Source organism: Citricoccus sp. NPDC079358 (assembly GCF_040702545.1).
GTDB lineage: Bacteria > Actinomycetota > Actinomycetes > Actinomycetales > Micrococcaceae > Citricoccus.
In genome coordinates, this window is record NZ_JBFBLI010000001.1 from 479,724 (window position 1) to 505,546 (window position 25,823).

Below are 25,823 nucleotides of genomic sequence, written 5' to 3' on the forward strand. Positions count from 1 at the left end.
TCCCAGGCCCGGTGATGTCCGGGCCCATTCAGACCCCCTGGAAGGTGGACGGTTCCACGTGACGTACGTCATTGCCCTGCCGTGTGTGGATGTCAAGGACAAGGCCTGCATCGAAGAGTGCCCGGTCGACTGCATCTACGAAGGTGAGCGGATGTTGTACATCCACCCCGACGAGTGCGTGGACTGCGGCGCCTGCGAGCCCGTGTGCCCGGTCGAGGCCATCTACTACGAGGACGACACCCCGGATGAGTGGGCCGACTACTACAAGGCCAATGTCGAGTTCTTCGACGACCTCGGCTCTCCGGGCGGCGCCGCGAAGATGGGCCTGATCCCCAAGGACCATGAGCTGATCACCGCCCTGCCCCCGCAGCCGATGCCCGAAGGCCTCTGACGGCCCTCGGCCTGACGAACCGATCCTGAGCCGACCCGTGCTGACGCTGCCCGAATACCCCTGGGAATCCCTGGCGCCCTACCGCGCCACCGCCGCCGCCCACCCCGGTGGGATCGCCGACCTGTCCATCGGCACGCCCGTGGACAGCACGCCCGCGCTCATCCAGGACGCCCTCGCGGCGGCCGCCAACGCGCACGGCTATCCGACCACGCAGGGCACGGCCGAGCTGCGGCAGGCCGTCGTCGCCTGGTTCGCCCGTCGTCGCGGGGTGCCCGGGCTGGACCCGCAGGCCGTCATCCCCACCGTCGGTTCGAAGGAGTTCATCGCCTGGCTGCCGCTCCTGCTGGGTCTGGGCCCCGGCGACGTGGTGGTCCGGCCCTCCGTGGCTTACCCCACGTATGACATCGGTGCCCTGCTCGTGGGCGCCACCGCCGTGGCCGCGGATTCGCTCGAGGAGCTGGATGCGGCCACCCGTGCCCGCGTCAGGCTGGTCTGGACCAACTCCCCGGCCAACCCCACCGGGAAGGTGGCCTCGGTCGAGGACCTGCGGGCCGTCGTCGCGCAGGCCCGTGAGGTGGGTGCCGTGGTGGCCGGCGATGAATGCTATGCCGAGCTCGGCTGGGGCCGCTGGGACAGCGCTGCCGGTGCGGAAAACGTGGACAGTGTGGATAGTACGGACCCGAAGGACGGGCCGACCGCCACGGTGCCCTGCATCCTCTCGCCCGAGGTGTCCGACGGTGACCACACGAACCTGCTCAGCGTGTACTCGCTGTCCAAGCAGTCCAACCTGGCCGGTTATCGTGCCGCGTTCGCTGCCGGGGACGTCGCCCTGGTGTCCACCCTGGTCAACAGCCGCAAGCACGCGGGGATGATCGTGCCGATGCCGGTCCAGGCCGCCATGACGGCAGCCCTCGGTGATGATGCCCACGTGCGGGAGCAGAAGGACCGGTACCGGGCCCGGCGCGCCCTGCTCAAGGACGCGCTCGAGGCCGCCGGCCTCGTGGTGGACCACTCCGAGGCCGGCCTGTACTTGTGGACCCGGGACGGCCGCCGGAGGAGCGGAGGCCTGCGGACCGCAACTGGGACTCCCACCGAGCAGGACAGCTGGGACCTGGTCGGCGAGCTGGCCGAGAGGGGCATCCTGGTGGGCCCCGGTACCTTCTACGGCTCGGCCGGCAACGGCTACGTACGAGTGGCGCTGACCGCCACCGACGACGCCGTGGCGCGGGCGGCTGACCGACTGCGTTCCTGGCGCTGAACTGTGGCCGCGGCGGCCGACCCCTCCAGGGCCGCTGCCAGAGCCACCGCCGGTGGCCATCAGCGTCACCGCCGGTGGCCATCAGCGTCACCGATTCCTTGTCTGGGTCCCCGTCTTGATAGCGTTGACCTGGATTGGACCACCCCCACCACACATGGTCGCCGTCCCAGGAGGATGGTTTCCGGTGGTTCGCACACTGAACAACTCATGAGGGAGCACCCATGACCGAAAACACTTCAGCTCAGCTGTCCGTTGACGGCACGATCGTCGAGCTGGGCCGCGAGAAGGCCACCATCGGCAACGACGGTCTGAACATCGGACCACTGCTGAAGAACACCGGTCAGGTCACGTACGACCCCGGCTTCATGAACACCGCCAACGCCAAGTCGGCCATCACCTACATCGACGGCGATGAGGGCGTGCTCCGCTACCGCGGCTACCCGATCGATCAGCTGGCCGAGCACTCGTCCTTCCTCGAGGTCGCCTACCTGTTGATCTACGGGGAGCTGCCGACCGACGACCAGCTGGGCGAGTGGGACCAGAACATCCGCCGCCACACCATGCTGCACGAGGACCTCAAGGGCTTCTTCAACGGCTTCCCGAGGGACGCGCACCCCATGCCGGTGCTGTCCTCGGCCGTCTCCGCCCTGTCCACCTTCTACGCGGACTCCCTGGACCCGTTCGATGAGGAACAGGTCCACATCTCCACCATCCGCCTGATGGCCAAGCTGCCGGTGATCGCGTCCTACGCCTTCAAGAAGTCCATCGGCCAGCCGATGCTCTATCCGGACAATTCCCTGAACCTGGTGGAGAACTTCCTGCGCCAGAGCTTCGGTGTCCCGGCCGAGCCGTACGAGCTGGACCCGGACATGGTCAAGGCCCTGGACCTGCTGCTCATCCTGCACGCCGATCACGAGCAGAACTGCTCGACCTCCACGGTCCGCCTGGTGGGCTCCTCGCACGCAAACATGTTCGCCTCCATCTCGGCCGGCATCAACGCGCTCTACGGTCCGCTGCACGGCGGCGCCAACGAGGCCGTGCTGAACATGCTGCGCTCCATCAAGTCGGACGGCGTCAAGCCCGAGGACTTCATGGAGAAGGTCAAGAACAAGGAGGACGGGGTGAAGCTCATGGGCTTCGGCCACCGTGTCTACAAGAACTACGATCCGCGCGCGAAGATCGTCAAGCAGACCGCGCATGACATCCTCGGCAAGCTCGGCGGCAACGACGAGCTGCTGGACATCGCCATGCGCCTGGAGGAGAAGGCCCTCGCGGACGACTACTTCATCGAGCGCCGTCTCTACCCGAACGTGGACTTCTACACCGGCCTGATCTACAAGGCCATGGGCTTCCCCGAGAAGATGTTCACCCCGCTGTTCGCGCTCGGCCGTCTGCCCGGCTGGATCGCCCAGTGGCGTGAGCTCATCGAGGACCCGGCCACCAAGATCGGCCGCCCGCGCCAGGTCTACACCGGCCACGAGCTGCGGGACTACCCCCAGCGCTGAGCCGGCGGCGTCCGCCCCGGTCTCAGCACGTCTCAGCCGTTCACCGGAGGCCCCAGCAGTTAACCCACCGATCGTGACGAGTCACCGTGATCATCACGGTGACTCGTCACGATCACCGGGTTAAAGCGGACGGTGAGGGCGACGGAGCAGTTCACCCCGCGAAGGTCACCATCACGGCGCCGTCGGTGCCCGTGGCCGGCGCCCAGCCGTGATCCGCCCGGACCCAGCCCTGTCCTCCGAACGAGGCAGACGTGATGCCGAACTGATCGGCGTTGGCCACGGCCCACTGCACGAGAGCCCAGCCACGCGTCCCGGAGGCCGGGATGGTGGCCGTGCGGCCGTCGTCGGACACCTGCGGCTGAGCCGAGGACAACTGGTCCTGCAGGGCGGCGGACATGGCCTCGGCGTCTCCGGGCTCGGCCGGCGACTTCAGGACACAGTTCAGGGCCGCAGGGGAGTGTCCGGTCAGCGCCGAGGCATAGGCCCGGCCCTCGGGCTCGTGGTCGGCGTAGGCGTCGGGGAACGCCGAGCGCTGGACCTTCTGGGCGGCGACCGTGATGTCGAGGTCCTCGAAGTCCGGCACCAGTTCCTCGAGTTCCTGGTAGAACCGGTTCGCCGCGTAGACCGGATCCATGACCTGCTCCTCGGAACCCCACCCCTGGGATGGCCGCTGCTGGAACAGGCCCCGCGAGTCCGGACCGGCGTCGTCACCGTAGTCGATGTTGCGCAGCTTCGACTCCTGGAAGCCCGTGGCGATGCCGATCGAGGCGGCCCGGGCCGGCAGGCCGCGGTCCAGGGACACCGCGGAGATCAGGGCGGCGTTGGCCGCCTGGTCTGGTGCGAGCTTGAAGGAGTCCGTCCCGACGATCGCCGTGCAATGCTCCCGGACCAGGATCTCCGAGGAATCGATGAACCGGGAGGCCACCCAGGCCCCGGCGGTCACCACGGCCAGGCAGACCAGGAGGACCACCAGCGCGCGCCACCGCCGCCGGGAACGCTTGCTCATCGGAGCAGCACCCCTGGCCGACGGCCCGGACGGGACGGGCTCAGTGGTCGTGACACGGCAGTATTCGGCATGGTCGGGCGACGCGGAGTCAGTTGGCGTGCAGGGCGTCGTTGAGTGCCACGGTCTGTCCGGCGCGGGGCAGGGCCTGGACCTGACCGGTGGAGGAGTCGCGGCGGAACAGCAGGTGGGGGACACCCGAGAGGTCGAGGGCCTTGACGGTGGTCTCATGGGTGCCCTCTCCGCCGGCCTGCCCGGCGGTGCCCCCGGTCGACCCGGTGGACTCGGCGGACCCGGCACGGGGGTCCATGCGCACGGCCACCCGGGTGCCTGCCGTGATGTAGAGCCCGGCCTCGATCACGGAGTCGTCGCCGACGGAGATGCCCACGCCGGAGTTGGCGCCCAGCAGCACCCGCTCGCCGATGGTGATCCGCTGTGACCCTCCGCCGGAGAGGGTGCCCATGATGGAGGCGCCGCCGCCCACGTCGGAGCCGTCACCCACCACAACCCCGGCCGAGATCCGGCCCTCGACCATGGAGGCGCCGAAGGTGCCGGCGTTGAAGTTGACGAAGCCCTCGTGCATCACGGTGGTGCCCTCGGCCAGGTGGGCCCCAAGTCGGACCCGGTCGGCATCGCCGATGCGCACACCCGTGGGCACCACATAGTCGGTCATGCGGGGGAACTTGTCCACGCCGTAGACCTGCACGGGACCGCGGGCGCGCAGCCGGAGCCGCGTGGTCTCGAATCCGGCAGGCAGGCAGGGGCCGAAATTCGTCCACACCACGTTGGCCAGGACGCCGAAGACGCCGTCCAGGTTGATGGTGTTCGGCCGCACCAGCCGGTGGGACAACAGGTGCAGGCGCAGCCAGGCGTCCAGGGCGTCAGCGGGGGCAGTGTCGAGATCGATCTGCACGGTGTGCACCTGCTGATGGGTACCCCGATCCGCGTCGGAGACCGCCACCGCAGCCAGCTCGGCCTCCAGCCCGCCACCCTCCGTGCCGAGCACCGGGGCCGGATACCAGACATCGAGCACGGTGCCGTCGTCCGCTACCGTGGCCAGCCCGACGCCGGAGGCCGTGCGCTCGCTGCCTGACAGAGCATCGTCAGCGTGGTCGGAACGGTCGGAACGGTCGGCGGACAGGCTGGAACCAGGCTGGGCGGGGGTGGAAGTCATGGGAAATATCCTACTGGCCCGGACTTAGACTGACGGGCATGAAAACCACCAGCCACGCCGCCGGGCCCGGCTCCGGCCATCCCGTCCCCGTCCTGCCGCCCCTCGACTCGGATGTGGCGACGCTGACGGCCGCGCTGCTGGACATTCCCTCGGTCTCCGACCACGAGACCCCGCTGGCCGATGCGGTCGAGGCCGCCCTGCGCGTCCTGCCGCGGTTGGAGATTCACCGCATCGGGGACAGCGTCGTGGCGCGCACCGACTTCGGGTTGCCAGCCCGCGTGGTGCTCGCCGGGCACCTGGACACGGTGCCGCTGCCGACCACCCCTGGCGCGCGCGGGACGGTGCCCTCCAGCTGGGAGTCTCGGGCCGGCGTCGGGCTCCTGACGCCTGCATCCGGGGCGTCCGACGCCGGGATGGCCGGACCGGCGGACACGGACGTGCTCTACGGCCGTGGTGCCACGGACATGAAGTCCGGGGTGGCTGTCCAGCTGGCGCTGGCCGGATGGATCGGGCACGACGCCGGCCCCCTCCCCGCGCACGACGTCACCTGGGTGTTCTACGACCATGAGGAGGTCGGCTCCGAGCACTCGGGGCTGGCCCGGGTGGCCCGCGAGGCACCGGAGCTGGTGGAGGCCGACTTCGCGGTATTGCTGGAGCCCACCGACGGCGTGGTGGAGGGCGGTTGCAACGGGACCAATCGCTACGTCGTCACGGTGCCCGGGGTGGCGGCCCACTCCGGACGGGCCTGGAAGGGGGAGAACGCCATCCACGCGGCCGGGCCCCTGCTGGCGGCGCTGGCCGCCTATCGGCCCGCCACCGTCACGGTCGAGGGACTCGACTACCGGGAGGGCCTGAACGCGGTCCGGATCCACGGGGGGACTGCCGGCAACGTCATCCCGGACACCTGCACCGTGGAGGTCAACTACCGGTTCGCCCCGGACAAGGACCTCGAGCAGGCCCATGCGCACGTGTACGCGGTGCTGGCCGAGGCCGGCATCGGGCGTGACCGGGTGGAGATCGTCGACGAGTCGCCCTCGGCCCGACCTGGACTGGACCGGCCGGCCGCTGCCGCCTTTGTCGAGGCCGTGGGAGGAACGCCGATGCCGAAGTACGGGTGGACGGACGTCGCCCGGTTCTCCGAGCTCGGGGTGCCGGCCGTGAACTTCGGCCCCGGGGACGCCCTGCTGGCCCACACGGACGACGAGCATGTCACGGTCGGTGCCGTGCGCGACTGCCTGGCCGCCCTGCGCCGGTGGCTCGTGTCGGCCGCCGGCCCCGGGTCCGCGTCGTCCTGATCTGCTGCGGCGCGGGTTCGGGGCCGGCGGTTGGCGTGCTGACGTGCTACTTGGCGACCTCGATGGTGGACACCATGGTGGTGGAGGTGGCCGGCGCCGTGTCCCCACCGGTGCGGGAGGACAGGGTGCCGGCCAGCTTCGTCGCCAACCACGTCAGGATGAAGTTGATGACGATGAAGATCAGCGCCGCCACCACCAGCGTCTGCAGGATGTTCGAGTAGCCGGAGCCCAGCTGGCGGGAATACTGCAGCAGCTCGTAGAAGCCGATCAGGTAGCCCAGGGCGGAGTCCTTGAGGATGACCACGAACTGGCTGAGCAGCGAGGGCAGCATGGCGGTCAGCGCCTGCGGCACCTCCACGAGCCGCAACGACTGATTGTTCGTCATGCCGACGGCTGCCGCCGCCTCGCGCTGGCCCTTGGGCAGGGACCGCACGCCCGATCGGACCAACTCGGCGATCACGGCCCCGTTGTACAGCGTCAGGCCCACGATGACGCCGTAGTAGGCCGCGTCCGCGGAGGCGATCAGCCCCGTGGGGGCGACCACGCGGGAGAAGAAGAAGTACAGGAAGAACATCATCACGAGCACCGGAACGGCGCGGAAGAACTCGACGATGACACCTGAGACCCCGCGGATGACGGCGAACGGCGCCAATCGCAGGAAGCCGAAGACCAGCCCGAAGATGAGCGCCGTGACCACGGCGATGCCGGAGGACTGCAGGGTGAACTGCAGGCCCGGCAGGTAGTAGTTGGTCCACGCGTTGGCGTTGAGGGCGTTGGTCCACTGGGTGGGGGCCAACTGACCCTGCCGGTCCAATTGCATCAGGACGAGGATGACCACGACCAGGACCGCGGCGAGGGCGATCGCGTTGGAGATCAGGATGTTGCGCCGGGCCCGGGGTCCCGGGGCGTCGAAGAGGACGGAGGCCTGTGCCTTCATCGGACCACCGCCCATTTGTCGGAGAGCCAGGTGGTCAGGATGCCCATGGGAATCACGATGATGCAGAATCCGATCGCGATGGTGAGGAAGATGTAGATCATCAGGTCCGGGTTGAACTCGATCATGGTCCTCATCAGCCCGGAGGCCTCGGCCACGGAGGCGGCCGCGGCCACCGTGGTGTTCTTGGTCAGGGCGATGAGGGTGTTGCCCAGCGGCGTGATCGCGCCGCGCAGGGCCTGGGGGAGCACCACCAGGCGGGCGGCCGGGAGGAAGCTGAGCCCGATCGCCCGCGCGGCCTCGGCCTGGCCGAGGGGAACCGTGTTGACGCCCGAGCGGATCGCCTCGCACACGAACGCCGCATGGTAGAGGGTCAACGAGATCACGGCGTAGACGAAGAAGTTCAGGTCGAAGTCCGAGGAGAACGTGATCTGCAGCTGGCCCCAGACGGCCAGTACGCCGAGCACCATGATGATGGTCAACGGGGTGTTGCGGACCGTGTTCACGTAGGCCGTGCCGATACTCCGGAGGGAGCCGACGGGAGAGATCCGGAAGATGGCCAGGAGGGTGCCGAGGATGAAGGAGCCGATGGCCGCCAGAAACGTCAACCGGACATTCATCCAGAAGGCGCCGAGGATGTCATAGTCGGCGAAGAGTTCGAGGAATCCGTTCATGAGCTTCCTGGGTCGGAGGCCGGCAGCTGGGGGGAGCTGCGGGTGCTGGCCTGAGGGAGACGACGGCGGTGGGCCGGGCGGGTGCCCGGCTCACCGCCGCGTCACGGTGCGGTGGTGGTGATCAGGCCTCGCAGGATTCCAGCTCCGCCTCGGGTCCGTTGTTCAACTCCTCGTCCGGTGTGTACCCGGTGCCCTCGGTGTTGGCGGTGAGGGCCTCTTCCCAGGCGCCCTCGTCCTTCATCTTGGTGATGGCATCGTTGATGGCCTGGCACTCCTCAGCACCCTTCGGGATGCCGACGCCGTAGCGCTCGACGGTGAAGGCGTTGCCCACGACCTTGAACTTGCCGGCGTTCTCCGGGGTCGCGGCGAGGCCGGCGAGGATGATGTCGTCGGTGGTGACAGCGTCCACCTGGCCGGACTCGAGGTAGGTCACGCACTCGGCGTAGCCGCCCTGCTCCACCAGTTCCACGCCCTCGGCGTACTCGTCCTGGATGGTCTGGGCGGAGGTGGAGCCGGTGACGGAGCACAGGTTCTTGCCCTCCAGGTCCTCCGGGCCGGTGATCTCGGTGTCGTCGGCGCGGACCAGCAGGTCCTGGCCGGCCACGAAATACGGTCCGGCGAAGCCCACGCGCTCGGCGCGCTCGTCGGTGATCGAGTACGTCGCGAAGATCATGTCGACCTCGCCGCCTTCCAGGGCGTTCTCCCGGTTGGCCGAGGGCGTCTGGACCCATTCGATCTGGTCCTCGGTGTAGCCCAGCTCGGTGGCCACGTACTTGGCCACGTCCACGTCGAATCCGGTCGGATCGCTGTTGCCCTCGCGGAAGCCGAGACCCGGCTGGTCAAACTTGATGCCGATGCGGACGGACTCGCCGCCACCTGCGGTCTCACTGCCGCCGGACTCGCCACCCTCCTCGGTGGAGGACGGTGAGCAGGCGGACAGGACGAGGGCGGCCGACGCGGCGATGGCGGCGGTGGAAAGGAGCTTCTTGCGCATTGTTCCTCCAGAGGCGGTACTGATGATGGGTGCGGTGATGCGGGTGAAGATGTGGTGACGGTGTTGGTCAGTGGGTGAGAATCTTCCCGAGGAAGTCCTTGGCGCGGGGGTGCTGCGGATTCATGAAGAACGATTCCGGGTCGGTGTCCTCGAGGACGGCACCCTGGTCCATGAAGATGACGCGGTCACCGGCTTTGCGGGCGAAGCCCATCTCGTGGGTGACCACGACCATGGTCATGCCCTCGTGCGCCAGCTGGACCATGACGTCCAGGACCTCCTGGACCATCTCGGGGTCCAGGGCGGACGTCGGCTCGTCGAAGAGCATCACCTTGGGCCTCATTGCCAGCGCGCGGGCGATGGCGACGCGCTGCTGCTGGCCGCCGGAGAGCTGGGCGGGCATCTTCTTGGCCTGCTGCGCGACTCCGACGCGTTCCAGCAGAGCCATGGCCTCGTCCTTGGCCTTGGCCTTCTTGACGCCCTTGACCTTGATCGGTCCCAGGGTCACGTTCTCCACGATCGACTTGTGGGCGAAGAGGTTGAAGGACTGGAACACCATCCCGACGTCGGCGCGCAACTGGGCGAGGCCCTTGCCCTCCGCGGGGAGCGGCTTCCCATCGATGCGGATGGTGCCGCCCTCATCGATGGTCTCGAGGCGGTTGATGGTGCGGCAGAGCGTGGACTTGCCGGAGCCGGAGGGACCGATGACAATCGCCACCTGTCCCTCGGGGATGGTCAGGTTGATGTCCTTCAGGGCCTGGAACGAACCGAAGTGCTTGTTGACGTTGTCGAGTTCAACGAGGGCTCGCTTCGCGGGGGAGTCGGCTGCGGGGGGATCCGTCGGGGCCGGTGTGCTCTGCGTCATAGGGGAGAGACTATAGGACAAGGTCAGGCCAGATCATCAGGAGGTGGTCGTCAGGGCCCTTTTAATCCAATCGTTGCCTTTCTGAAACACTTCTTGCGCGATTCGGTCCGGGACCGCGGGTCCCGGTGCGGCGATAGGCTGGGCCCATGTCACCTCACGGCGATGCGGGCGCCTCCGCCCCGCGCATCCGGCGCGGCCCCCAAACCCTGCGCGGTGCTGCCGCCGCCGGTCCGACCTTCGACCAATTGCTGCTCCGTTCCGACGACCCCCGGTCCTCGGAACGGCAGTCCACCACCACGGACGCGTGGCGGGTACTGCGGATCCAAGGCGAGTTCGTCGAGGGCTTCGGCGCCCTGGCGGACCTCGGGCCCGCCATCTCCGTGTTCGGGTCCGCGCGCACCGGACCGGGCGCGGCGGAGTACGAGCAGGCCCGCGAGGTGGGGCGCCGTCTGGCCGAGGCCGGTTTCAGTGTGGTCACCGGAGGCGGGCCTGGGGCCATGGAGGCGGCCAACCGCGGCGCCAAGGAGGCCGGCGGGCTGTCCGTCGGCCTGGGCATCGAGTTGCCCCATGAGCAGGGCATGAACGACTGGGTCGACCTCGGCGTCGACTTCCGCTACTTCTTCGTGCGCAAGGTGATGTTCCTGAAGTACTCCCAGGGATTCGTGGTGGTCCCCGGTGGGCTGGGCACCCTGGACGAGCTGTTCGAGGCCCTCACCCTGGTCCAGACCGGGAAGGTCACCGCCTTTCCGGTGGTGCTGCTGGGGCGGGACTTCTGGGGCCCGTTGGTGGGCTGGATCAGGGACAGCCTGGTCGAGCGCGGCATGGTCAATCCCGCCGACGTGAGTCTGCTCCAGCTGGCCGACACCCCGGAAGAGGCCGTGCACCTGGTGCTCAACACGGTGGCCGGCGGGCGTTGGCCGGACCGGGAGGACTGGGACCCGGACCACCAGCGGATCGCGGCGGACCACGGGTTTGCGACGGGTGATCCCCAGTGAACGTGTTCATGGTGCTGGTGCTGGTGGCCGCCGTCGTGGTGGTGGGGCTTCTTGCCCTGGCCGTCACGGGCACCACGGGGTTCGCAGCGCCGCTGTCCGAGCCCGTGCGTGCCCTGCCGCCGGTCCTGCTGCCTCCGGCTCCGGAGGCGGGCGACGTGGAGGCACTGCGCTTTTCTCCCGGGCTGCGCGGATACCGCATGGATCAGGTCGACGAGGTGCTCGAGACGCTGTCCGGCGCTCTGGCCGAGCGGGATGCGGAAATCGCGAGACTGCGTCAGCTGCCGGGGAGAATACCCGGCAAAAGTGCAGATGACGTCGTGTGATTAGCAGCACCGGGCCGAATCCGGAATAATAGGGGTGTCAAGCGCTCCGCGGGTCGCCAGGGGATGCCTTTAGCTCTGGCGACCGCACGTATAGTCTTGCGGCCTCGCTGTGATGAGGGGGACCGCATCGAGAAGGGAACACAGATGGCAGCCATGAAGCCTCGTACCGGGGATGGTCCCATGGAAGTGACCAAGGAGGGCCGGAGCCTGATCATGCGCGTGCCGATCGACGGCGGCGGCCGCCTGGTGCTTGAACTCAACAAGGATGAGGCGAACGCGCTCAAGGAGTGCCTCGTCGGCGTCACCGACGCCTGACTTTCCTGACCGGCGTTGCAGGCCCCGTACCAGAAAGCCCCCGGATCCACGGCTCGACGGCGGTGGATCCGGGGGCTTTCCCCTGCCCGGACGGGATCCGGGCGGTGATGGTCTCGGTGGTCAGCGGCGCACGGCCAACAGCACGCCGGACCCGGTGGGGACCAGCGCGGAGTGCCAGGTCTCATCATCCCGCAGCAGCTTGCCGGCCTCCCGGGCAGCCACGGTCGACGCCTCCCGGACGGCGGGCTTGGGGACACGGTCCTCGTCGAGGGCGTCGTTGACGATCAGCAGACCCCCGGGTCGCAGCAGCCGGGCGGCCTGCTCCACGTGGAAGACCAGCGAGGCCTTGTCCGCATCGAGGAGCACCAGGTCGTAGGCCTTGCTGTTGAGCCGCGGGACCACGGTGCGGGCCCGGCCCGTGATCATGCGGGTGCGGTTGGCGGGGAACCCGCCTTCGGCGAACCCCTCGCGGGCCGCACGCAGGGCTTCGGCATCGGGGTCGATGGTGGTCAGCATGGCGTCCCGGGTGAGACCGCGCATCAGGGCGATGCCGGAGACGCCGGCGCCGGTACCGATCTCCACCAGGGTCGCGGGGGAGCGGGTGGCGGCCAAGACGGTCAGCAGGGCGGCGGTGCCCTCGGTGACCGGCACGATTCCCAGGTCCGAGGACCGTTCCCGGGCCCGCAGGAGCACGTCGTCCTCGGCCGGACGGGACTCCGCGAATGCCCAGCTGGCATGCTTGTCCGTCTGGTGGGGGCTCAGGGCCTTCATGGGGCGTGCTCGATTCTCTCGTGCGGCGGGGGAGTCGGGGGTGCCGACCGGCAATCCAGTCTACGGCGATTCAAACGACACGCTCCCATGCTCAGGCTCCTCACAGCAAAAGGGGCCAGACTGGATGGGTACGGAAAGGAGTCGACTGCCGTGATCATTCCCCCCTGCATCACCCCCTTCGTGCCGCTCCCCGCACACATCTCCGGAGGGAAGGGCCCGCGCTGATGGCGGTCTTCCATCCCCGGGCACGATTCGACTCCTACGTGGAGGATGCCCTCTCCCCGGCCGCCCGCGAGCGGATCTCCCTCCATCTCGAGCAGTGTGCCGCATGCCGTCGCGAGGTGGAGCAGCGCGAACGCATCCTGCGGGCCGCCTCCTCCTTGTCGCCCCTCACCACGGCTGCCTCGACGCATTCCTCGCTCTCCTCATCCTCGTCGGCCCCCTCCTCGCCGTCGTCCGCGTCCGGCCCGACCTCGCCGGCATCGCCGTGGGCGGTGCCGCCGTCGCCCTCCACCTGGACGCCCCACGCGGGAGGTCCCGGGTCCGGGTCCCACACCGCCGTGCCTCCTGTGCTGGAGGAACGAGAAGGTGTGGCCGGCTGGAAGGTGGTCATGGGACTGGGAGCCGTCGGCCTGGCTGCCGCGGTGGTGCTGTCCACGGCTTGGATCGCCGGTGATCCGGAGGCCGTCGCCGGTCCCGAGACCGGTGAGAACCTGCTCCTGCCGTCCGCCTCCGTGAATTCCTCCACGGCAGAGCCCGACGCCGGCGCATCACCTGCGCCGTCCGGGTCGCCGGGCGCCGGGAGTGCCGGTGCTGCGGACGCCGAGGCCGGCGCCCCGAGCACGGGCGCCACCGACGATTCGACTGGTTCCGCGGTGCTGTCGCCGGCCGGCGTGGGGGGACCGGCACTGGCACCCTCCCTCCCGTCCCCGTCGGGGTCCGTCAATCCGGCTGAGGGCAAGGTCTTCGCCGGAGTCGCCTTGGCCGAGACGATCGCGTTGACCCCGGAGATGGTCACCGACCTGCGGCGACTGGGGTGGAACGTCCCCTCCTTGAATGGACTGGGGCTGCGCCATGAGTCCACGGGGTGGACTGTGGAGGAGGAGACCGCCGAGGTGGTGATGTCGCTCCAGGGCGAGGAAGCCTCACTCGTGCTGCACGAGTGCCGCTCGCTGGGCGCGGACGCGGGGATCCCCGGCTGCCCACTGGCGCAGGGGGAGGCCCGCGCCGCAGCCTGGGCCGCCACCGTGGCCGCGACCGGGGAGACCCGCAGCCTGCCCGTCGGCGTGGAGATGTCCGTCCTCGATCTGGGCGACGGCACGTGGACAGCCACCGCGCAGACCGCGAATGCCTCCTACACGGTGGATTCAGACCTCCCTGTGGACCGGGCCGAACGCGTGATGACGCTGGTGGTCATTTCGGAACGGTCCCGCGTCCAGGCGGGGGAGGCGCCCGAAGAACGGCCCGCGGAACGCCTGGCCCGAGGATTCGAGCGACTCCTGCCCTGGATGGAAGAGCCCGAGGATGACACCCGATGACCGCTGCCGAGTTCGGCACGGGCAGATGACGGACGAGCACAGGACGGGCCCTCTGACCGCCTCCGGTGACGTCCTGCCGCTCGGGTAGGCTGAGGAATTGTGACCTTCGGTATCAACGGCGCTGAGCTGATCATCCTGGCCCTGCTGGCCGTGCTCATCCTCGGACCGGAGAAGCTCCCCGAGTACGCGCGGAAGCTCACCGAATGGATCCGCAACCTGCGGCGCATGGCCGAAGGCGCCAAGACCCAGTTCAGGGAAGAGACGGGCACCGACTTCGACGAGATCGACTGGAAGAAGTACGACCCCCGGCAGTACGACCCCCGCCGCATCATCAAGGACGCCCTGGCCGACCCCGTGGACGGGGGCACTTCCGATTTGGGTGCGGCCGGCGCGGCCGGCGTGGTTGGTGCCCCCGGCGGGTCCGGCACGGTGGCCCGGAGCGGGCGGGGCGATTTCCGCGGTGGACTGGACTCCGTGCGCTCCCAGCGCGACGAACTGCGCGAGGATCTCAAGGACATGGATCCCCGAGCCCTGTTCTTCGGCAAGACCTCCAGCCGTTCGACGGCCCTGCCCGCCGCACGCTCGGGTGCCTTGGACGGCGAGACCTCTCAGACCGGCGACCGCGTCAACGAACGGGACCGTGCGGAAGCTCCGGGCGACTCCCGTGGCAGCACCGGTACGGGTGGCAGTGGCAGTGGCAGTGGCAGTGGCAGTGGCAGCGGCGACGAGACAGCGGCAGCCGGTCAGCCGACCGGGGCCGCCGTGGCGTCAGCCGCGTCGAGTGGGACAGGTGTTCTGCGAGACCCGGCGCCCTTCGACGTCGACGCCACGTAGCCGGGCCGCGCGGCAGACCCCATCAGTCCCGTGGTGTGACCGGCAGCTTCAGGCCGGAGAGCCCGCGTGGTCTCACGGCCAGGGCACCGGCGATGCGGCGCAGTTCCGTGCCCGACGCGGAGTCCGGATGTTCCAGGACCACCGGGGTGCCGCCGTCGCCGTCCTCGCGCAACAGGGGGTCCAACGGGACCGAGCCCAACAGCGGCACCGCATGACCGAGGGAGCCGGTGAGCCGGTCGGCGACGGTCTGGCCACCGCCGGAGCCGAAGAGGTCCAGGACAGTGCCGTCCGGCAGGGTCATGGCCGCCATATTCTCGATGACACCGGCGACCTGCTGGCCCGTCTGTTCCGCGAGCTCGCCCGCCCGGGCCGCGACCTGGGCCGCCGCCTGTTGCGGCGTGGTGACGATCAGCAGCTCGGAGGTCGGCAGCAGCTGGGCGGCCGAGATCGCGATGTCCCCGGTGCCCGGCGGCAGGTCGACCAGGAGGACATCGAGGTCGCCCCAGTAGACGTCCGTGACGAACTGCTCGAGGGCCCGGTGCAGCATGGGCCCACGCCAGGCGACCGGCCGGTCGGCGTCGAGGAACATGCCGATCGAGATGACCTTCACGCCCTGGGCCACCGGGGGCAGGATCATCTCGTCCACCCGGGTCGGCTTGGCCGTGGTGCCGAGCAGGCCGGGGATGGAGAAGCCATGGATGTCAGCGTCCACCAGTCCGACGGAGAGGCCCCGCTCAGCCAGGGCGGTGGCGAGGTTGGCCGTGACGGTGGACTTGCCGACGCCGCCCTTGCCGGAGGCGACCGCGTAGACCCGGGCCAGCGAGCCCTTCTCGAATTGGTTTTTCGGGCGGCCGGTGGTCAGCAGCTCCTTGAGCGAGGCACGCTGCTCGGCGGTCATGACCGCCATGACGACCTCGACCCCCGTACATCCGTCCAGTCCCTCGAGGGCCCGTTCCACGTCCTGCGTGATGGTGTCCCGGAGGGGGCAGCCGGCGATGGTCAGGCGGATGCCGATGGTGAGATGTCCGGTGCCGGACGCACTGGCGGCCGACTCGGTTGACGCTGTTCGCTCCGCTGGCTCTGCTGACTCGGCTGACTCGGCTGACTCGGCTGACTCGGCTGACTCGGCTGACTCGGTGGTCTCGGTGGTCTCGGTGATTGAGGCAACCATGCCCAGCTCGGTGACCGGGCGCCGGATCTCCGGGTCCAGGACTGAGCCGAGCCGGGCCCAGGCGGCCCGTTCCAGGTCCGTGGTCAGCGCGGGGGTGTCGAAGGTGTCGGTGGTGTCTGTGGTGCCGGGGGCGCCGGTGGTGTCAGTGGGGATGTCGGGGGTATCGGTCATGCGGAGGGGGTGTCCTTGGGGTTGTTCGGTGACTCAGCCGGATCAGCCGGATCAGCGAGGTCAGCCGGGCCGGTCTGCTCGGCCCTTGCGTCCCCGTCGGCTTCCTCTGCGGCCATGAGGGCCAAGGTGGTGGTCTGGGGGCCGTCCTCGTCGCCCTCGATGCGTTCGCGGGCCTCGCGGCTGGGTCGGTTCTTCTTCTTCTTGTGCTTCCGGGAGCCGGATCCGGCCGGCTTCGGCACCGGGCCGGCGTCGGGATGCTGATCCATCTCGGCCAGGATCTCGGCACGCATCTTCTCACGGACCTCGTCCTTGAGTTCCTCGGTGATCTCGGCGACGGCATCGCGCATCTCCGAGCGCACGAAGTCACGGGTGGCCACATCCTGCAGCGCGATGCGCAGGCCGGCCAGCTCGCGGGTCAGGTATTCGGTGTCCGCGAGGTTGCGTTCAGCGCGGTTGCGGTCCTCACGCAAGGAGACCTTGTCCCGGTCGTCCTGGCGATTCTGCGCCAGCAGCAGCAGGGGAGCGGCGTAGGAGGCCTGCAGGGACAACACCAGGGTCAGGGCGGTGAAACCGATGGCGGCGGAGTCGAAGCGCCACGTCTCCGGGGCGAAGGTGTTCCAGCAGAGCCAGACCGCGCAGAAGATGGTCATCCACAGCAGGAACTGGGGGGTCCCCATGAACCGGGCGAAGCCCTCCGTGGCCTCGCCGAAGGCGTCCGGATTGGGACTCAGCCGGGGCCAGCGGCGTCCTCGCGCGCCCAGCGGCGTGTCGAGGCCGGCACGGCGCGGGCCGGTCGTCTCGGGATTCTTGTCTGCCATCAGGACACCTCCTCAGGATCGTCCATACTGCGCCAGTCGTCGGGCAGCAGGTGGTCCAGCACGTCGTCCACGGTGACGGCACCGACCACCCGGTGGTGCTCGTTGACCACCGGGATGCAGGTCAGGTTGTAGGTGGCCAGTTCACGGGTCACGGCCGGCAGGGGCATGAGGTCGGAGACCGGCTCGAGGTCTTTGTCCAGGATGTTCCCCAGCGGCTCCGGCGGGGGATACCGCAGCAGGCGCTGGAAATGCACCACACCGAGGTAGCGGCCCGTGGGAGTCTCCAGGGGCGGCCGGGCCACGATCACCAGCGAGGCCATGGCCGGGGTGAACTCCTGCTGGCGGATATTCGCCAGGGCCTCGGCCACCGTGGCCTCGGGCGGCATGATGACCGGGACCGGCGTCATGACCGATCCGGCGGTGTTCTCCTCGTACTCCATCAGGCGGCGGACGTCGTCCGCGTCCTCGGGCTCCATCAGCTCCAGCAGCAACTCCTGCTGGGAGTCCGAGAGCTCGTGGAGGAGGTCGGCGGCGTCGTCCGGGTCCATCTCCTCCAGCACGTCGGCGGCGCGTTCGATGTCCAGGTTGGAGATGATCTCCACCTGGTCGTCGTCCGGCAGCTCCTGGAGCACGTCCGCCAGGCGCCCGTCCTGCAGCTCGGCGGCCACCTCAACCCGGCGCTTGGTGGTCATCTCGTGCAGGACATCGGCCAGGTCTGCGGCCTTGAGGTCCTCGTGGGCGGCCACGAAACTGGACGCCCCCTGAGGTTCCTCGCGGGCGGCCCAGCGGGCCTCGCCCCACCCCACCAGCAGATGCTCTCCCCGGACGCGGCCGAAGGCGCTGCGGCCGGCATGCCGCCGGACATACAGGTCACTGACCAGCCAGTCACCATTGCGCTGCTGTTCCAGGCCCAGGTCCTCCAGCACCGCCTGCCCGGAACCGTCGGCGAGGGTGACACGGCGGTCGAAGAGGTCGGCCGCCACCATCAGCTCGGCCCCGCGACGCTCGAAACGGCGCAGGTTGATCAGGCCGGTGGTGATGATCTGCCCGGCGCCCAGCGAGGTGACCCTGGTCATCGGCACGAAGACCCGCTTCTTGCCCGGCACCTCGATGACGATCCCGACCGCGACCGGAGGTTGGCCCGGTCCGCGCTCGGTGACGACGGCGTCACGCATGCGCCCCAGACGGTCACCCAGGGGGTCGAACACGTCCAGGCCCAGCAGGCGGGCGACGAAGATCTTCGGGGCATTCACCCGTCCAGCCTAGTCGGCCGGGCCGGGCCCTGGTCCCTGGCATCCCACCGCCGTTGCTCACGCCTCCTTACGCCGGTGGCGGAGAACCCGGGCGCCGTGATGACCCGCGCCGGCACGAGCGGCACAATGGAGCCCATGTCCATGCTCTTCGGTCCCACGTCCTCCGACCCCTCGGTCAGCGGCCTGCCCCGCGGTGAGGTGCTGGGGTCCTTCCCCACCTACGCCGAGGCCCGGAAGGTCGTGGACCGACTGGCCGAGCAGGAGTTCGACGTCCGCACGGTCTCGGTCGTCGGCACGGACCTGCGCACCGTCGAGCGGATCCGCAACCGCCTGACCTACCCGTCCGTGGCTCTGCGCTCGGCCCTGCAGGGCGCTTTCTTCGGTGCGATGCTCGGCATCCTGATGACCCTGATCGACCCCGCTGGATCCGGTCTCCAGATCCTGTACACGGTGGGTCTTGGCGTGGCCATCTGGGTGCTCTTCGGCGTGATCGGCCACGCGCTGCGCAAGGGCCGCGGCGTGAACTCGGTCCAACAGCTGGTCCCCTCCAACTTCGACGTGGTCTGCGAGTTCGAGACCTCGCACCAGGCCAAGCAACTGCTGGGCCGCCCGGGCCCGGCCCCGGCACCGGCACCGCAGACCCCCGCCCCGCCGGCCCACCAGGCTGCCCCGCCACAGCCCCCCGCCAGCCAGTCTTCCACCAGCCAGTCTCCGGCCAACCAGACGCCCGTTGCGGAGCCCGCCGCCCACCAGGGCCCGACGCCGGACACCCCCGCCGCTGACACCGCACCGGTGCCGTCGGTACCGGAGTCAGAGGCTCCCTCCCGCAACGGCACGTTCCCGGACCTGCCGGACGGTCGCCCCCAATACGGGGTGCGGCTGCCGGAGGACGAGGCTAAGGCCGTCCAGGAACGCATCCTCAGCGAGAATGCCGCCAAGAACGCTCCGGGCAGCCAGGCGGCGGCGTCCTTCGAGGCCCCGTCCTACGGCCAGCAGGACCAGCGGAATCGGCAGGGCCAGCAGGACCAGCAGGACCAGCGGAATCGGCAGGACCAGCAGACGTCGGGCCGGCGCGGCCGTGGTGGCCTCGGACGCCGCTCCGACCGCAGCCGTCCCGTCGACGGTGCGGCCGCGCCGACAGTCGAGGGCGACCGGCCGACGTCGGGCGCGGGATCCGTGCCCCAGGCCCAGAACCACGACCAGAACCAGGACCAGAACCAGGACCAGAACACCGCCGCGGCACCCGGCGCGACCGAGCCGGGGGAGCACGGCACGAGCGAGTCGGCGGGCGGCTTCGAGCGGCCGGCCTACGGACGTCGGGCGGCCGTGGACCAGCCCGAGGCGGATCAGCCGGACACCCCTCAGGACGAGCCCGAGCGGCGCGACTGAACGCCTGCCGGGCCGGTCAGCTGAGGAGCCGTGCCATCCAGGCCTCGACGTCGTCGGGGGTGCGCGGCAGGGCGGCGGAGAGGTTCTCGGCACCCTCGTCCGTGACGTAGATGTCGTCCTCGATGCGCACGCCGATGCCGCGGTACTCCTCCGGCACGGCCAGGTCCTCGCTCTTGAAGTACAGGCCGGGCTCGATCGTGAAGACCATGCCCGGGACGATCTCGGCATCCAGGTAGAGCTCACGCTTGGCCTGTGCGCAGTCGTGCACGTCCAGACCGAGGTGGTGGCTGGTGCCGTGCGGCATCCACCGGCGGTGCTGCTGGCCCTCGGGCGAGAGGGCCTCCTCCACGGAGACGGGCAGCAGGCCCCACTCGTGCAGCCGCTCGGCCAGCACCTGCATGGCGGTGGTGTGGATGTCCCGGAACCTCAAGCCGGGCCGCACGGCGGCGAAGGCGGCGTCGGCGGCCTCGAGGACGGCCTGGTAGATGGTGCGCTGGATGGGCGAGAACGTGCCGTCGACCGGCAGGGTGCGGGTGATGTCGGCCGTGTAGAGGGAGTCCGCCTCCACGCCGGCGTCCACGAGGATCAGGTCCCCGGAGCGCACCTCGCCGTTGTTACGGATCCAGTGCAGCACGGTGGCGTTGTTGCCGGAGGCCGCGATGGTGTCATAGCCCAGGTCATTGCCCTCGAGGCGGGCCCGGGAGAAGAACGCCCCCTCCACGATCCTCTCGCCGCGTTCGTGACCGCGGGCAGCGGGCAAGACCCGGACGATGTCCTCGAAGCCGGCGATGGTGGCCGCCACGGAGCCGCGCAGCTCCTCGATCTCCCAGCCGTCCTTGACCAGGCGCAGCTCGGAGAGGAATTCGGTGAGTTGGGCGTCCAGGCCGTCCGAGAACTCCAGGTCCACCCCGGTGTTGATGCGCGAGGTGTCCACCAGGGCCTCGACGTCCAGGTCGGAGCCGCGCAGCAGGCGGATGCGGACCCCGCCGATCTCCACGGCACCGGCATTCTTGGTGACGGCGACCTCCAGCTCGGACAGGTCGGCGGTGCGGATTCCGGTGCGGGCCTGCAACCCGCCGAGGGTGGGGCGGGTGCCGATCCAGAATTCACCGCTGCGGGCGTTGGAGTAGAACTCCTCGGAATCGCGTCCGGCCATGGGGCGGAAGTACAGGGCGGCCTCGTGGTGCCCGCCATGGTCACCGGCGCCGTGATCCACCGGTTCCAGGACGAGGGTGGCCTCCGGCTCGTGGTCCACGCCCAAACCGGTCAGGTGGGCGAAGGCGGAGTGGGCGCGGAAACGGTAGTCGGTGTCATTGGAACGGACCTTGAGCGCTCCGGCCGGGATGACGAGGCGTTCACCCTCGAACTGCTCGGACAGGGCCTTGCGGCGTCGGGCGGCGAATGGGGCCGAGGCATCCGGCAGGACCGGCGTGGTCTCGGCGGGGGCCCAGTTCGAGCCCATGAACCGCTTGAACGCGTCCGAGGTCGGCTTCTGGGACCGGTTGTTCACGCGGTCTTCTACGGGCTGGTCGGCTGCGGCGCTGGCCTGGTCGGCGGGCGCGGTCTGATCGGTGGGCCGGGGTGTTTCGTCGTTCATGGTTTCCATCATTCCACTCATCTCCGCATTCTTCCCCGCGAGCCCGGGGCCGTTGGCTAGTCTGGGGGTCATGCCGTTCGACCTGCACACGCACTCCCACATCTCGGATGGCACCGAACCGCCCGCGGACGTGGTGCGGGCCGCCGCCGGGGCCGGCCTCACCGGCCTGGCCCTGACCGACCACGACACCACCGCCGGCTGGGCCGAGGCAGCCCATGCGGCCGTGGAGACGGGCCTGACTTTCATCCCCGGCATGGAGGTCTCCTGCGTCTCGGACACCGGCATCAGCGTGCACCTGTTGTCCTACCTGCACGATCCACTGGCGTCCGGACTCAACGAGGAAATCGGCCGCGCCCGGACCTCCCGGCTCATGCGGGCGCAGCGCATGGTCAAGCGACTGGGGGAGGACTATCCCATCACGTGGGAGATGGTGCTGGCCCACGCCACCCCGGACGCCACGATCGGCCGACCGCACATCGCCGACGCCCTGGTCACCGCGGGCGTGATCCGGGACCGCTCGGCCGCGTTCACCTCGATCCTCACCCCGCGCTCGCCCTACTACGTGGGCCACTACGCCCCGGACCCGGTGGACGCCGTCCGCCTGGTGCTTGAGGCCGGGGGCGTGCCGGTCTTCGCCCACCCGATGGCGTCCATGCGGGGCCGCGTCATCGGCATGGAGCTGTTCCGCGAGATGATCGACGCCGGACTGGCCGGTGTCGAGGTCTTCCATCGGGACAACCCGGACGAGGCCCGGCGCACCCTGCGGCTCCTCGCCCTGGAACACGACCTCTTCATCACCGGCTCCTCCGATTACCACGGCACCGGCAAGCCCAACCGGATCGGCGAGAACACGACTCCCGACGAGGTGGTCGCCCGACTGGAGGAGCAGGCCACGGGGACCGAGGTCATCCGGCCGTGACGTGGCCCGTGATCCTGGCTGTGGCTTAGCCGATCCTGGCCGCGAGGGCCGCCGTCTGCTGCGGGTCCAGCACCGCCGCCGGATGCGGTCCGGCCGCCAGCAGCCCGGTGCGGAGGTCCGCCTGGTCCTGTCCATCGAGAGCGCTGCCGGCGGCCAGGACCGCGTTGCCGGCCTGCCGGCGGTCCAGCATGGTTGCGTCGGCCAGGGTCCAGGTGCCGGTCAGTCCAGCCGTCGCGGCGGCGCTCTCCAGGGCCTGGGCCTGCCGGGCCAGGAACCGCAGGCCCGTGTCGTCCCCGATGTTCACCAGCAGGACGCCGGGATCGGCGAGGCGTTCCAGCAGCTCACCATAGAACTGGCGGCCTGTGAGGTGCCCGGCGGCGTCCGCCGCGGTGTCGATGTCCAGGATGACGGCGTCGAACGTCTGATGTTCCAGGCGCAGAAGCGCGTCACGCGCGTCGCCGATCACCACGGTGAGGTCCGTGCCCTCGGGCAGGGGCAGTGCTGAGCAGACCAACGTCGGCAGCTCGCGGTCGAGGTCCACCACCGTCTGGACGGACCCGGGGCGAGTGTGCTGGACGTACCGGGGCAGGGTGAGCGCACCGGCGCCCAGATGGAGGATGCGGAAGGGCCGGGAACGGGGCCAGCCGGCATCGAGGACGTTGGCCACCCGGCGCAGGTACTCATAGCGGATCCGGGTGGGGTCGTGCAGGTCGACATGGGACTGGACCGCCCCGCCGATCTCCAGCACCCAGCCGTCGTCGTGCTCGTCCGGGAGGATCCGGGCCTGCTCGCCACTCACACTCAGCTGGAGGCTCCGGCGGGTGGGGTGGAACGCGTCAGGGTCGGCCATCACGCCATTCTGACAGGTGCACGGTGATCAGAGGTGGTCGGCCAGCCGGCGGCGCATGACCTCGAGGGCCTCGGGGTTCTGGTCCACGAGCACGAAGCGCCGCTGGAGTGCGGCCGCGGCGGCCCCGAGCGTGCCGGAGCCGGCGAAGAAGTCGAGCACCCAGTCGTCCCGGCGGGTCGACGCGGCCACCATCCGCTTGAGCAGGCCCACCGGCTTCTGGGTCGGATAGCCGGTCTTCTCCTTGCCGGTGGGGGAGACGATGGTGTGCCACCAGACATCGGTGGGCAGCTTGCCGCGGGCGACTTTCTCCGGGGTCACGAGCCCGGGCGCCATGTACGGCTCCCGATCGACCTCCTCGGAGTCGAACCAATAGCCGTCGGGGTCCTTGACGTAGACCAGGATCGTGTCGTGCTTGCTCGGCCACCTCCGTTTGGACCGGCCGCCGAAGTCGTAGGCCCAGATGATCTCGTTGAGGAAGCACTCCCGGCCGAAGATCGCGTCCAGCATGACCTTGGCGTAGTGCACCTCCCGGTAGTCCAGGTGCAGGTAGAGGGTGCCGTCATCGGCCAGAAGCCGCCAGGCCTCGCGCAACCGGGGCTCGAGGAACTCCCAGTAGTCGGCGAAGGCATCGTCGTAGGAGGCCAGGGCGCCCTTGATGGTCTTGTAGTTCTGCCCGCCGAAGCCGACCCGGTCCGATTCCCCGGCGGCCGCACGGACCATGGACATCTGCTGACGTCGTTGGGTCCGCCCCGTGTTGAACGGCGGATCCAGGTAGACCAGGGTGAACGCGCCGTCCGGCAGTGAGGGCAGGAACTCGAGGTTCTCCGCCCCCACCACCAGATTGGGGCCGTCCGGCCGGAACTCATGCACAGCGGTCACGGTCCCGGGGCCGGTCACAGTGCCGAGGTGTCGGCGCTCGGTGAGGCGTGCACGGTTGAGCGGTCACTCGGCGGAGGGTGCCTGACCGCCGGTGGCCTCGCCACCCTGCACCACGTTGCCGTTCTTGCGGCGCGTGCGGGATCGGCTCCGCGAGCGGCTGCGCGTGGCGCCACCCTCGGCGGTCGTCCCGGAGGCGTCGGCGATACCACGACGCCGGCCCGCACCCGCGGAGCGCGTCTCAGCCGAGTCGCCCTCGTGCGGGACACGCTCCCGGCGGTCCTCGCCCGAACGCTCACGGCCCTCTCCGGAGCGTCCGCGGCCCCGGCCGCCCTCATGACCAGCGCTGCGCCCGCCGCGTCCACCGCGTCCCGACCGGCCGCCGTCGCGCCCGCCCTCACGGCCGTCCCCACGACCTGCGCTGCGGCCGCCGCGGTCACCGCGGCCGTCCGGCTTCGCACCCGGGCCGCCGAGGTCCTCGAGCGTCTCGCCCTCCAGGCCCAGCTTGGTGCGCTGGTCCCGGGGCAGGCGGCCCTTGGAACCCTTCGGGATGTTCAGGTCCTCGAAGAAGTGCTTCGAGGAGGAATAGGTCTCCGGCGGCTCGGGGACGTCCAGTCCGAGGGCCTTGTTGATCAGACCCCAGCGTGGCATGTCCTCCCAGTCGACCAGGGTCACGGCGGTGCCTTTGTTGCCGGCGCGGCCGGTGCGGCCCACGCGGTGCAGGTAGGTCTTCTCGTCCTCTGGGCACTGGAAATTGATCACGTGGGTGACATCGTCCACGTCGATGCCGCGGGCGGCCACGTCGGTGGCGACCAGCACATCGACCTTGTCTCCGCGGAAGGCACGCAGGGCCTGCTCGCGGGCACCCTGGCCGAGGTCGCCGTGAATGGCACCGGCGGCGAAGCCGCGCTTGGCCAGTTCGTCCGAGACGCGCGCTGCGGTGCGCTTGGTGCGGGTGAAGATGATCGTCTTGCCGCGGCCCTCGGCGCGCAGGACGCGGGCGACGAGCTCATCCTTGTCCATGTGGTGTGCGCGGTAGACGAGCTGGCGGATGTCCTTCTTGGTGATGCCCTCGTCGTCGGGGTCAGCGGCGCGGATGTGGGTCGGCTGCGTCATGTACCGGCGGGCCATGGCGACCACGGGGCCGGGCATGGTGGCGGAGAAGAGCATGGTCTGGCGGACCTCCGGGACGGCGGAGAGCAGCGTCTCCACATCCGGCAGGAAGCCGAGGTCCAGCATCTCGTCGGCCTCGTCCAGCACCACGATCTTCACGAGCTTGAGGTTCAGGTGACGCTGGCGCATCAGGTCGATGAGGCGGCCGGGGGTGCCGACCACGACTTCGACGCCGCGCTGCAGCTCCTCGATTTGGGGCTCGTAGGCCCGGCCGCCGTAGATGGTGGCGATGCGCACGGAACGCTTGGAGGCGGCGGTCGTGATGTCCTGGGCGACCTGGTTGGCCAGTTCGCGGGTCGGGGCCACGATCAACGCCTGCGGCGCACCGGGGGAGTCGAGCTGGTCGAAACCGGGCTCGCCCGGGCCCACCACCCGCTGCAGGGCCGGCAGGCCGAAGCCGAGGGTCTTGCCCGTGCCGGTCTTGGCCTGGCCGATGATGTCGTGCCCGCCCAGGGCGACCGGCAGGGTCATGGCCTGGATGGGGAAGGGGTGGGTGATGCCCTTCTCGGCGAGGGCCTCGACCATGTCCGGGCGGACCTTGAAGTCGGCGAAGGTCTTCTCCGCCACGGGCTCGTTGGCCTCGGCGATGTCGATGGAGTCCTCCACCTCGATCGTCTCGATCTGGGAGGTGGCCAGGTCCTCGGTGTCGATGTCGTTGTCCGCGGAGATCTTCTGTTCAGGAGTCATGGGGAAAATTCGGTCCCGTCATTCAGGCAAGGCGGCTCGGCGCGATGGCACTG

25 protein-coding genes are annotated in these 25,823 nt (G+C 69.7%); 11 read left to right on the forward strand and 14 right to left on the reverse strand.

Annotated elements, in window-relative coordinates; translation table 11 throughout:
• Positions 1–58 precede the first annotated feature (58 nt).
• The 3 genes from fdxA (at position 59) to AB0333_RS02255 (ending at position 3,154) form a co-directional block, all read left to right on the forward strand.
• Complete coding sequence (gene fdxA, locus AB0333_RS02245; RefSeq protein ID WP_159551716.1) at positions 59–391, forward strand: ferredoxin; 333 nt, start codon at positions 59–61, stop codon at positions 389–391.
• Between the two features lie 37 nt (positions 392–428).
• On the forward strand, positions 429–1,649 hold the full coding sequence (dapC, locus tag AB0333_RS02250; RefSeq protein WP_366217132.1) for a succinyldiaminopimelate transaminase: 1,221 nt from the start codon (positions 429–431) through the stop codon (positions 1,647–1,649).
• 221 nt (positions 1,650–1,870) lie between these two features.
• The gene (locus AB0333_RS02255; RefSeq protein WP_366217133.1) at positions 1,871–3,154 is read left to right on the forward strand and encodes a citrate synthase; all 1,284 of its coding nucleotides are present in this window, start codon (positions 1,871–1,873) and stop codon (positions 3,152–3,154) included.
• 151 nt (positions 3,155–3,305) lie between these two features.
• Here the strand turns inward: AB0333_RS02255 and AB0333_RS02260 are convergent, their stop codons facing one another.
• Together AB0333_RS02260 and dapD are read right to left on the reverse strand one after the other, a co-directional pair.
• On the reverse strand, positions 3,306–4,160 hold the full coding sequence (locus AB0333_RS02260) for a hypothetical protein (protein ID WP_366217134.1): 855 nt from the start codon (positions 4,158–4,160) through the stop codon (positions 3,306–3,308).
• 88 nt (positions 4,161–4,248) lie between these two features.
• Entirely contained in the window at positions 4,249–5,331 is a 1,083-nt protein-coding gene (gene dapD, locus AB0333_RS02265) for a 2,3,4,5-tetrahydropyridine-2,6-dicarboxylate N-succinyltransferase (RefSeq protein WP_366217135.1), read from the reverse strand.
• 38 nt (positions 5,332–5,369) lie between these two features.
• Between dapD and dapE the strand changes: the two genes are divergently transcribed.
• Positions 5,370–6,626, forward strand: a complete 1,257-nt coding sequence (gene dapE / locus AB0333_RS02270) for a succinyl-diaminopimelate desuccinylase (RefSeq protein ID WP_366217136.1) — start codon at positions 5,370–5,372, stop codon at positions 6,624–6,626.
• Between the two features lie 46 nt (positions 6,627–6,672).
• Here the strand turns inward: dapE and AB0333_RS02275 are convergent, their stop codons facing one another.
• The 4 genes from AB0333_RS02275 to AB0333_RS02290 form a co-directional block, all read right to left on the reverse strand.
• The gene (locus AB0333_RS02275; protein WP_366217137.1) at positions 6,673–7,563 is read right to left on the reverse strand and encodes an amino acid ABC transporter permease; all 891 of its coding nucleotides are present in this window, start codon (positions 7,561–7,563) and stop codon (positions 6,673–6,675) included.
• The gene (locus AB0333_RS02280) at positions 7,560–8,234 is read right to left on the reverse strand and encodes an ABC transporter permease subunit (protein ID WP_366217138.1); all 675 of its coding nucleotides are present in this window, start codon (positions 8,232–8,234) and stop codon (positions 7,560–7,562) included. Before AB0333_RS02280 ends, AB0333_RS02275 begins: the two co-directional genes overlap by 4 nt.
• Positions 8,235–8,355: 121 nt before the next feature.
• Positions 8,356–9,228 carry a glutamate ABC transporter substrate-binding protein gene (locus AB0333_RS02285; protein WP_366217139.1) on the reverse strand — a complete coding sequence of 291 codons (873 nt, stop codon included), beginning with the start codon at positions 9,226–9,228 and terminating at the stop codon, positions 8,356–8,358.
• A gap of 67 nt (positions 9,229–9,295) precedes the next feature.
• Positions 9,296–10,090 (reverse strand): amino acid ABC transporter ATP-binding protein, encoded by a 795-nt coding sequence (locus AB0333_RS02290; RefSeq protein WP_366217140.1) that lies wholly within the window; start codon positions 10,088–10,090, stop codon positions 9,296–9,298.
• Between the two features lie 146 nt (positions 10,091–10,236).
• Between AB0333_RS02290 and AB0333_RS02295 the strand changes: the two genes are divergently transcribed.
• From AB0333_RS02295 to AB0333_RS02305, 3 genes are all read left to right on the forward strand, one after another.
• On the forward strand, positions 10,237–11,085 hold the full coding sequence (locus tag AB0333_RS02295) for a TIGR00730 family Rossman fold protein (protein WP_366217141.1): 849 nt from the start codon (positions 10,237–10,239) through the stop codon (positions 11,083–11,085).
• Positions 11,082–11,408, forward strand: coding sequence for a DivIVA domain-containing protein (locus AB0333_RS02300; protein ID WP_366217142.1), 327 nt, complete (start codon positions 11,082–11,084; stop codon positions 11,406–11,408). The genes AB0333_RS02295 and AB0333_RS02300 overlap by 4 nt, the downstream gene beginning before the upstream one ends.
• Before the next feature lie 144 nt (positions 11,409–11,552).
• Complete coding sequence (locus tag AB0333_RS02305; protein ID WP_159551692.1) at positions 11,553–11,723, forward strand: DUF3117 domain-containing protein; 171 nt, start codon at positions 11,553–11,555, stop codon at positions 11,721–11,723.
• 120 nt (positions 11,724–11,843) lie between these two features.
• On the opposite strand, the gene AB0333_RS02310 is transcribed toward AB0333_RS02305, so the two are convergent.
• Positions 11,844–12,494: a class I SAM-dependent methyltransferase gene (locus tag AB0333_RS02310; protein ID WP_366217143.1), complete on the reverse strand. Its 651-nt coding sequence runs from the start codon at positions 12,492–12,494 to the stop codon at positions 11,844–11,846.
• A 224-nt stretch (positions 12,495–12,718) separates the two neighbouring features.
• Here AB0333_RS02310 and AB0333_RS02315 point away from each other — a divergent pair, with 224 nt between their 5' ends.
• Positions 12,719–14,032, forward strand: a complete 1,314-nt coding sequence (locus tag AB0333_RS02315; RefSeq protein ID WP_366217144.1) for a zf-HC2 domain-containing protein — start codon at positions 12,719–12,721, stop codon at positions 14,030–14,032.
• 99 nt (positions 14,033–14,131) lie between these two features.
• Complete coding sequence (locus tag AB0333_RS02320; RefSeq protein WP_366217145.1) at positions 14,132–14,866, forward strand: twin-arginine translocase TatA/TatE family subunit; 735 nt, start codon at positions 14,132–14,134, stop codon at positions 14,864–14,866.
• A gap of 22 nt (positions 14,867–14,888) precedes the next feature.
• Here AB0333_RS02320 and AB0333_RS02325 read toward each other — a convergent pair whose 3' ends face one another.
• The 3 genes from AB0333_RS02325 to AB0333_RS02335 form a co-directional block, all read right to left on the reverse strand.
• On the reverse strand, positions 14,889–16,037 hold the full coding sequence (locus AB0333_RS02325; protein ID WP_366217195.1) for a P-loop NTPase: 1,149 nt from the start codon (positions 16,035–16,037) through the stop codon (positions 14,889–14,891).
• A gap of 167 nt (positions 16,038–16,204) precedes the next feature.
• Entirely contained in the window at positions 16,205–17,026 is an 822-nt protein-coding gene (locus tag AB0333_RS02330) for a DUF1003 domain-containing protein (protein WP_366217146.1), read from the reverse strand.
• Entirely contained in the window at positions 17,026–18,279 is a 1,254-nt protein-coding gene (locus AB0333_RS02335; RefSeq protein WP_366217147.1) for a CBS domain-containing protein, read from the reverse strand. The genes AB0333_RS02330 and AB0333_RS02335 overlap by 1 nt, the downstream gene beginning before the upstream one ends.
• 135 nt (positions 18,280–18,414) lie before the next feature.
• On the opposite strand from AB0333_RS02335, the gene AB0333_RS02340 reads away from it, so the two are divergent.
• Positions 18,415–19,668 carry a general stress protein gene (locus tag AB0333_RS02340; protein ID WP_366217148.1) on the forward strand — a complete coding sequence of 418 codons (1,254 nt, stop codon included), beginning with the start codon at positions 18,415–18,417 and terminating at the stop codon, positions 19,666–19,668.
• Between the two features lie 16 nt (positions 19,669–19,684).
• Here AB0333_RS02340 and AB0333_RS02345 read toward each other — a convergent pair whose 3' ends face one another.
• Positions 19,685–21,265 (reverse strand): aminopeptidase P family protein, encoded by a 1,581-nt coding sequence (locus AB0333_RS02345; RefSeq protein ID WP_366217149.1) that lies wholly within the window; start codon positions 21,263–21,265, stop codon positions 19,685–19,687.
• A 70-nt stretch (positions 21,266–21,335) separates the two neighbouring features.
• On the opposite strand from AB0333_RS02345, the gene AB0333_RS02350 reads away from it, so the two are divergent.
• Positions 21,336–22,184 (forward strand): PHP domain-containing protein, encoded by an 849-nt coding sequence (locus AB0333_RS02350; protein WP_366217150.1) that lies wholly within the window; start codon positions 21,336–21,338, stop codon positions 22,182–22,184.
• A 25-nt stretch (positions 22,185–22,209) separates the two neighbouring features.
• On the opposite strand, the gene AB0333_RS02355 is transcribed toward AB0333_RS02350, so the two are convergent.
• From AB0333_RS02355 to AB0333_RS02365, 3 genes are all read right to left on the reverse strand, one after another.
• On the reverse strand, positions 22,210–23,034 hold the full coding sequence (locus AB0333_RS02355) for a fused MFS/spermidine synthase (RefSeq protein ID WP_366217151.1): 825 nt from the start codon (positions 23,032–23,034) through the stop codon (positions 22,210–22,212).
• Positions 23,035–23,061: 27 nt separating this feature from the next.
• Complete coding sequence (locus AB0333_RS02360) at positions 23,062–23,904, reverse strand: site-specific DNA-methyltransferase (protein WP_366217196.1); 843 nt, start codon at positions 23,902–23,904, stop codon at positions 23,062–23,064.
• A 72-nt stretch (positions 23,905–23,976) separates the two neighbouring features.
• Positions 23,977–25,770, reverse strand: a complete 1,794-nt coding sequence (locus AB0333_RS02365; protein ID WP_366217152.1) for a DEAD/DEAH box helicase — start codon at positions 25,768–25,770, stop codon at positions 23,977–23,979.
• Between the last annotated feature and the right edge of the window lie 53 nt (positions 25,771–25,823).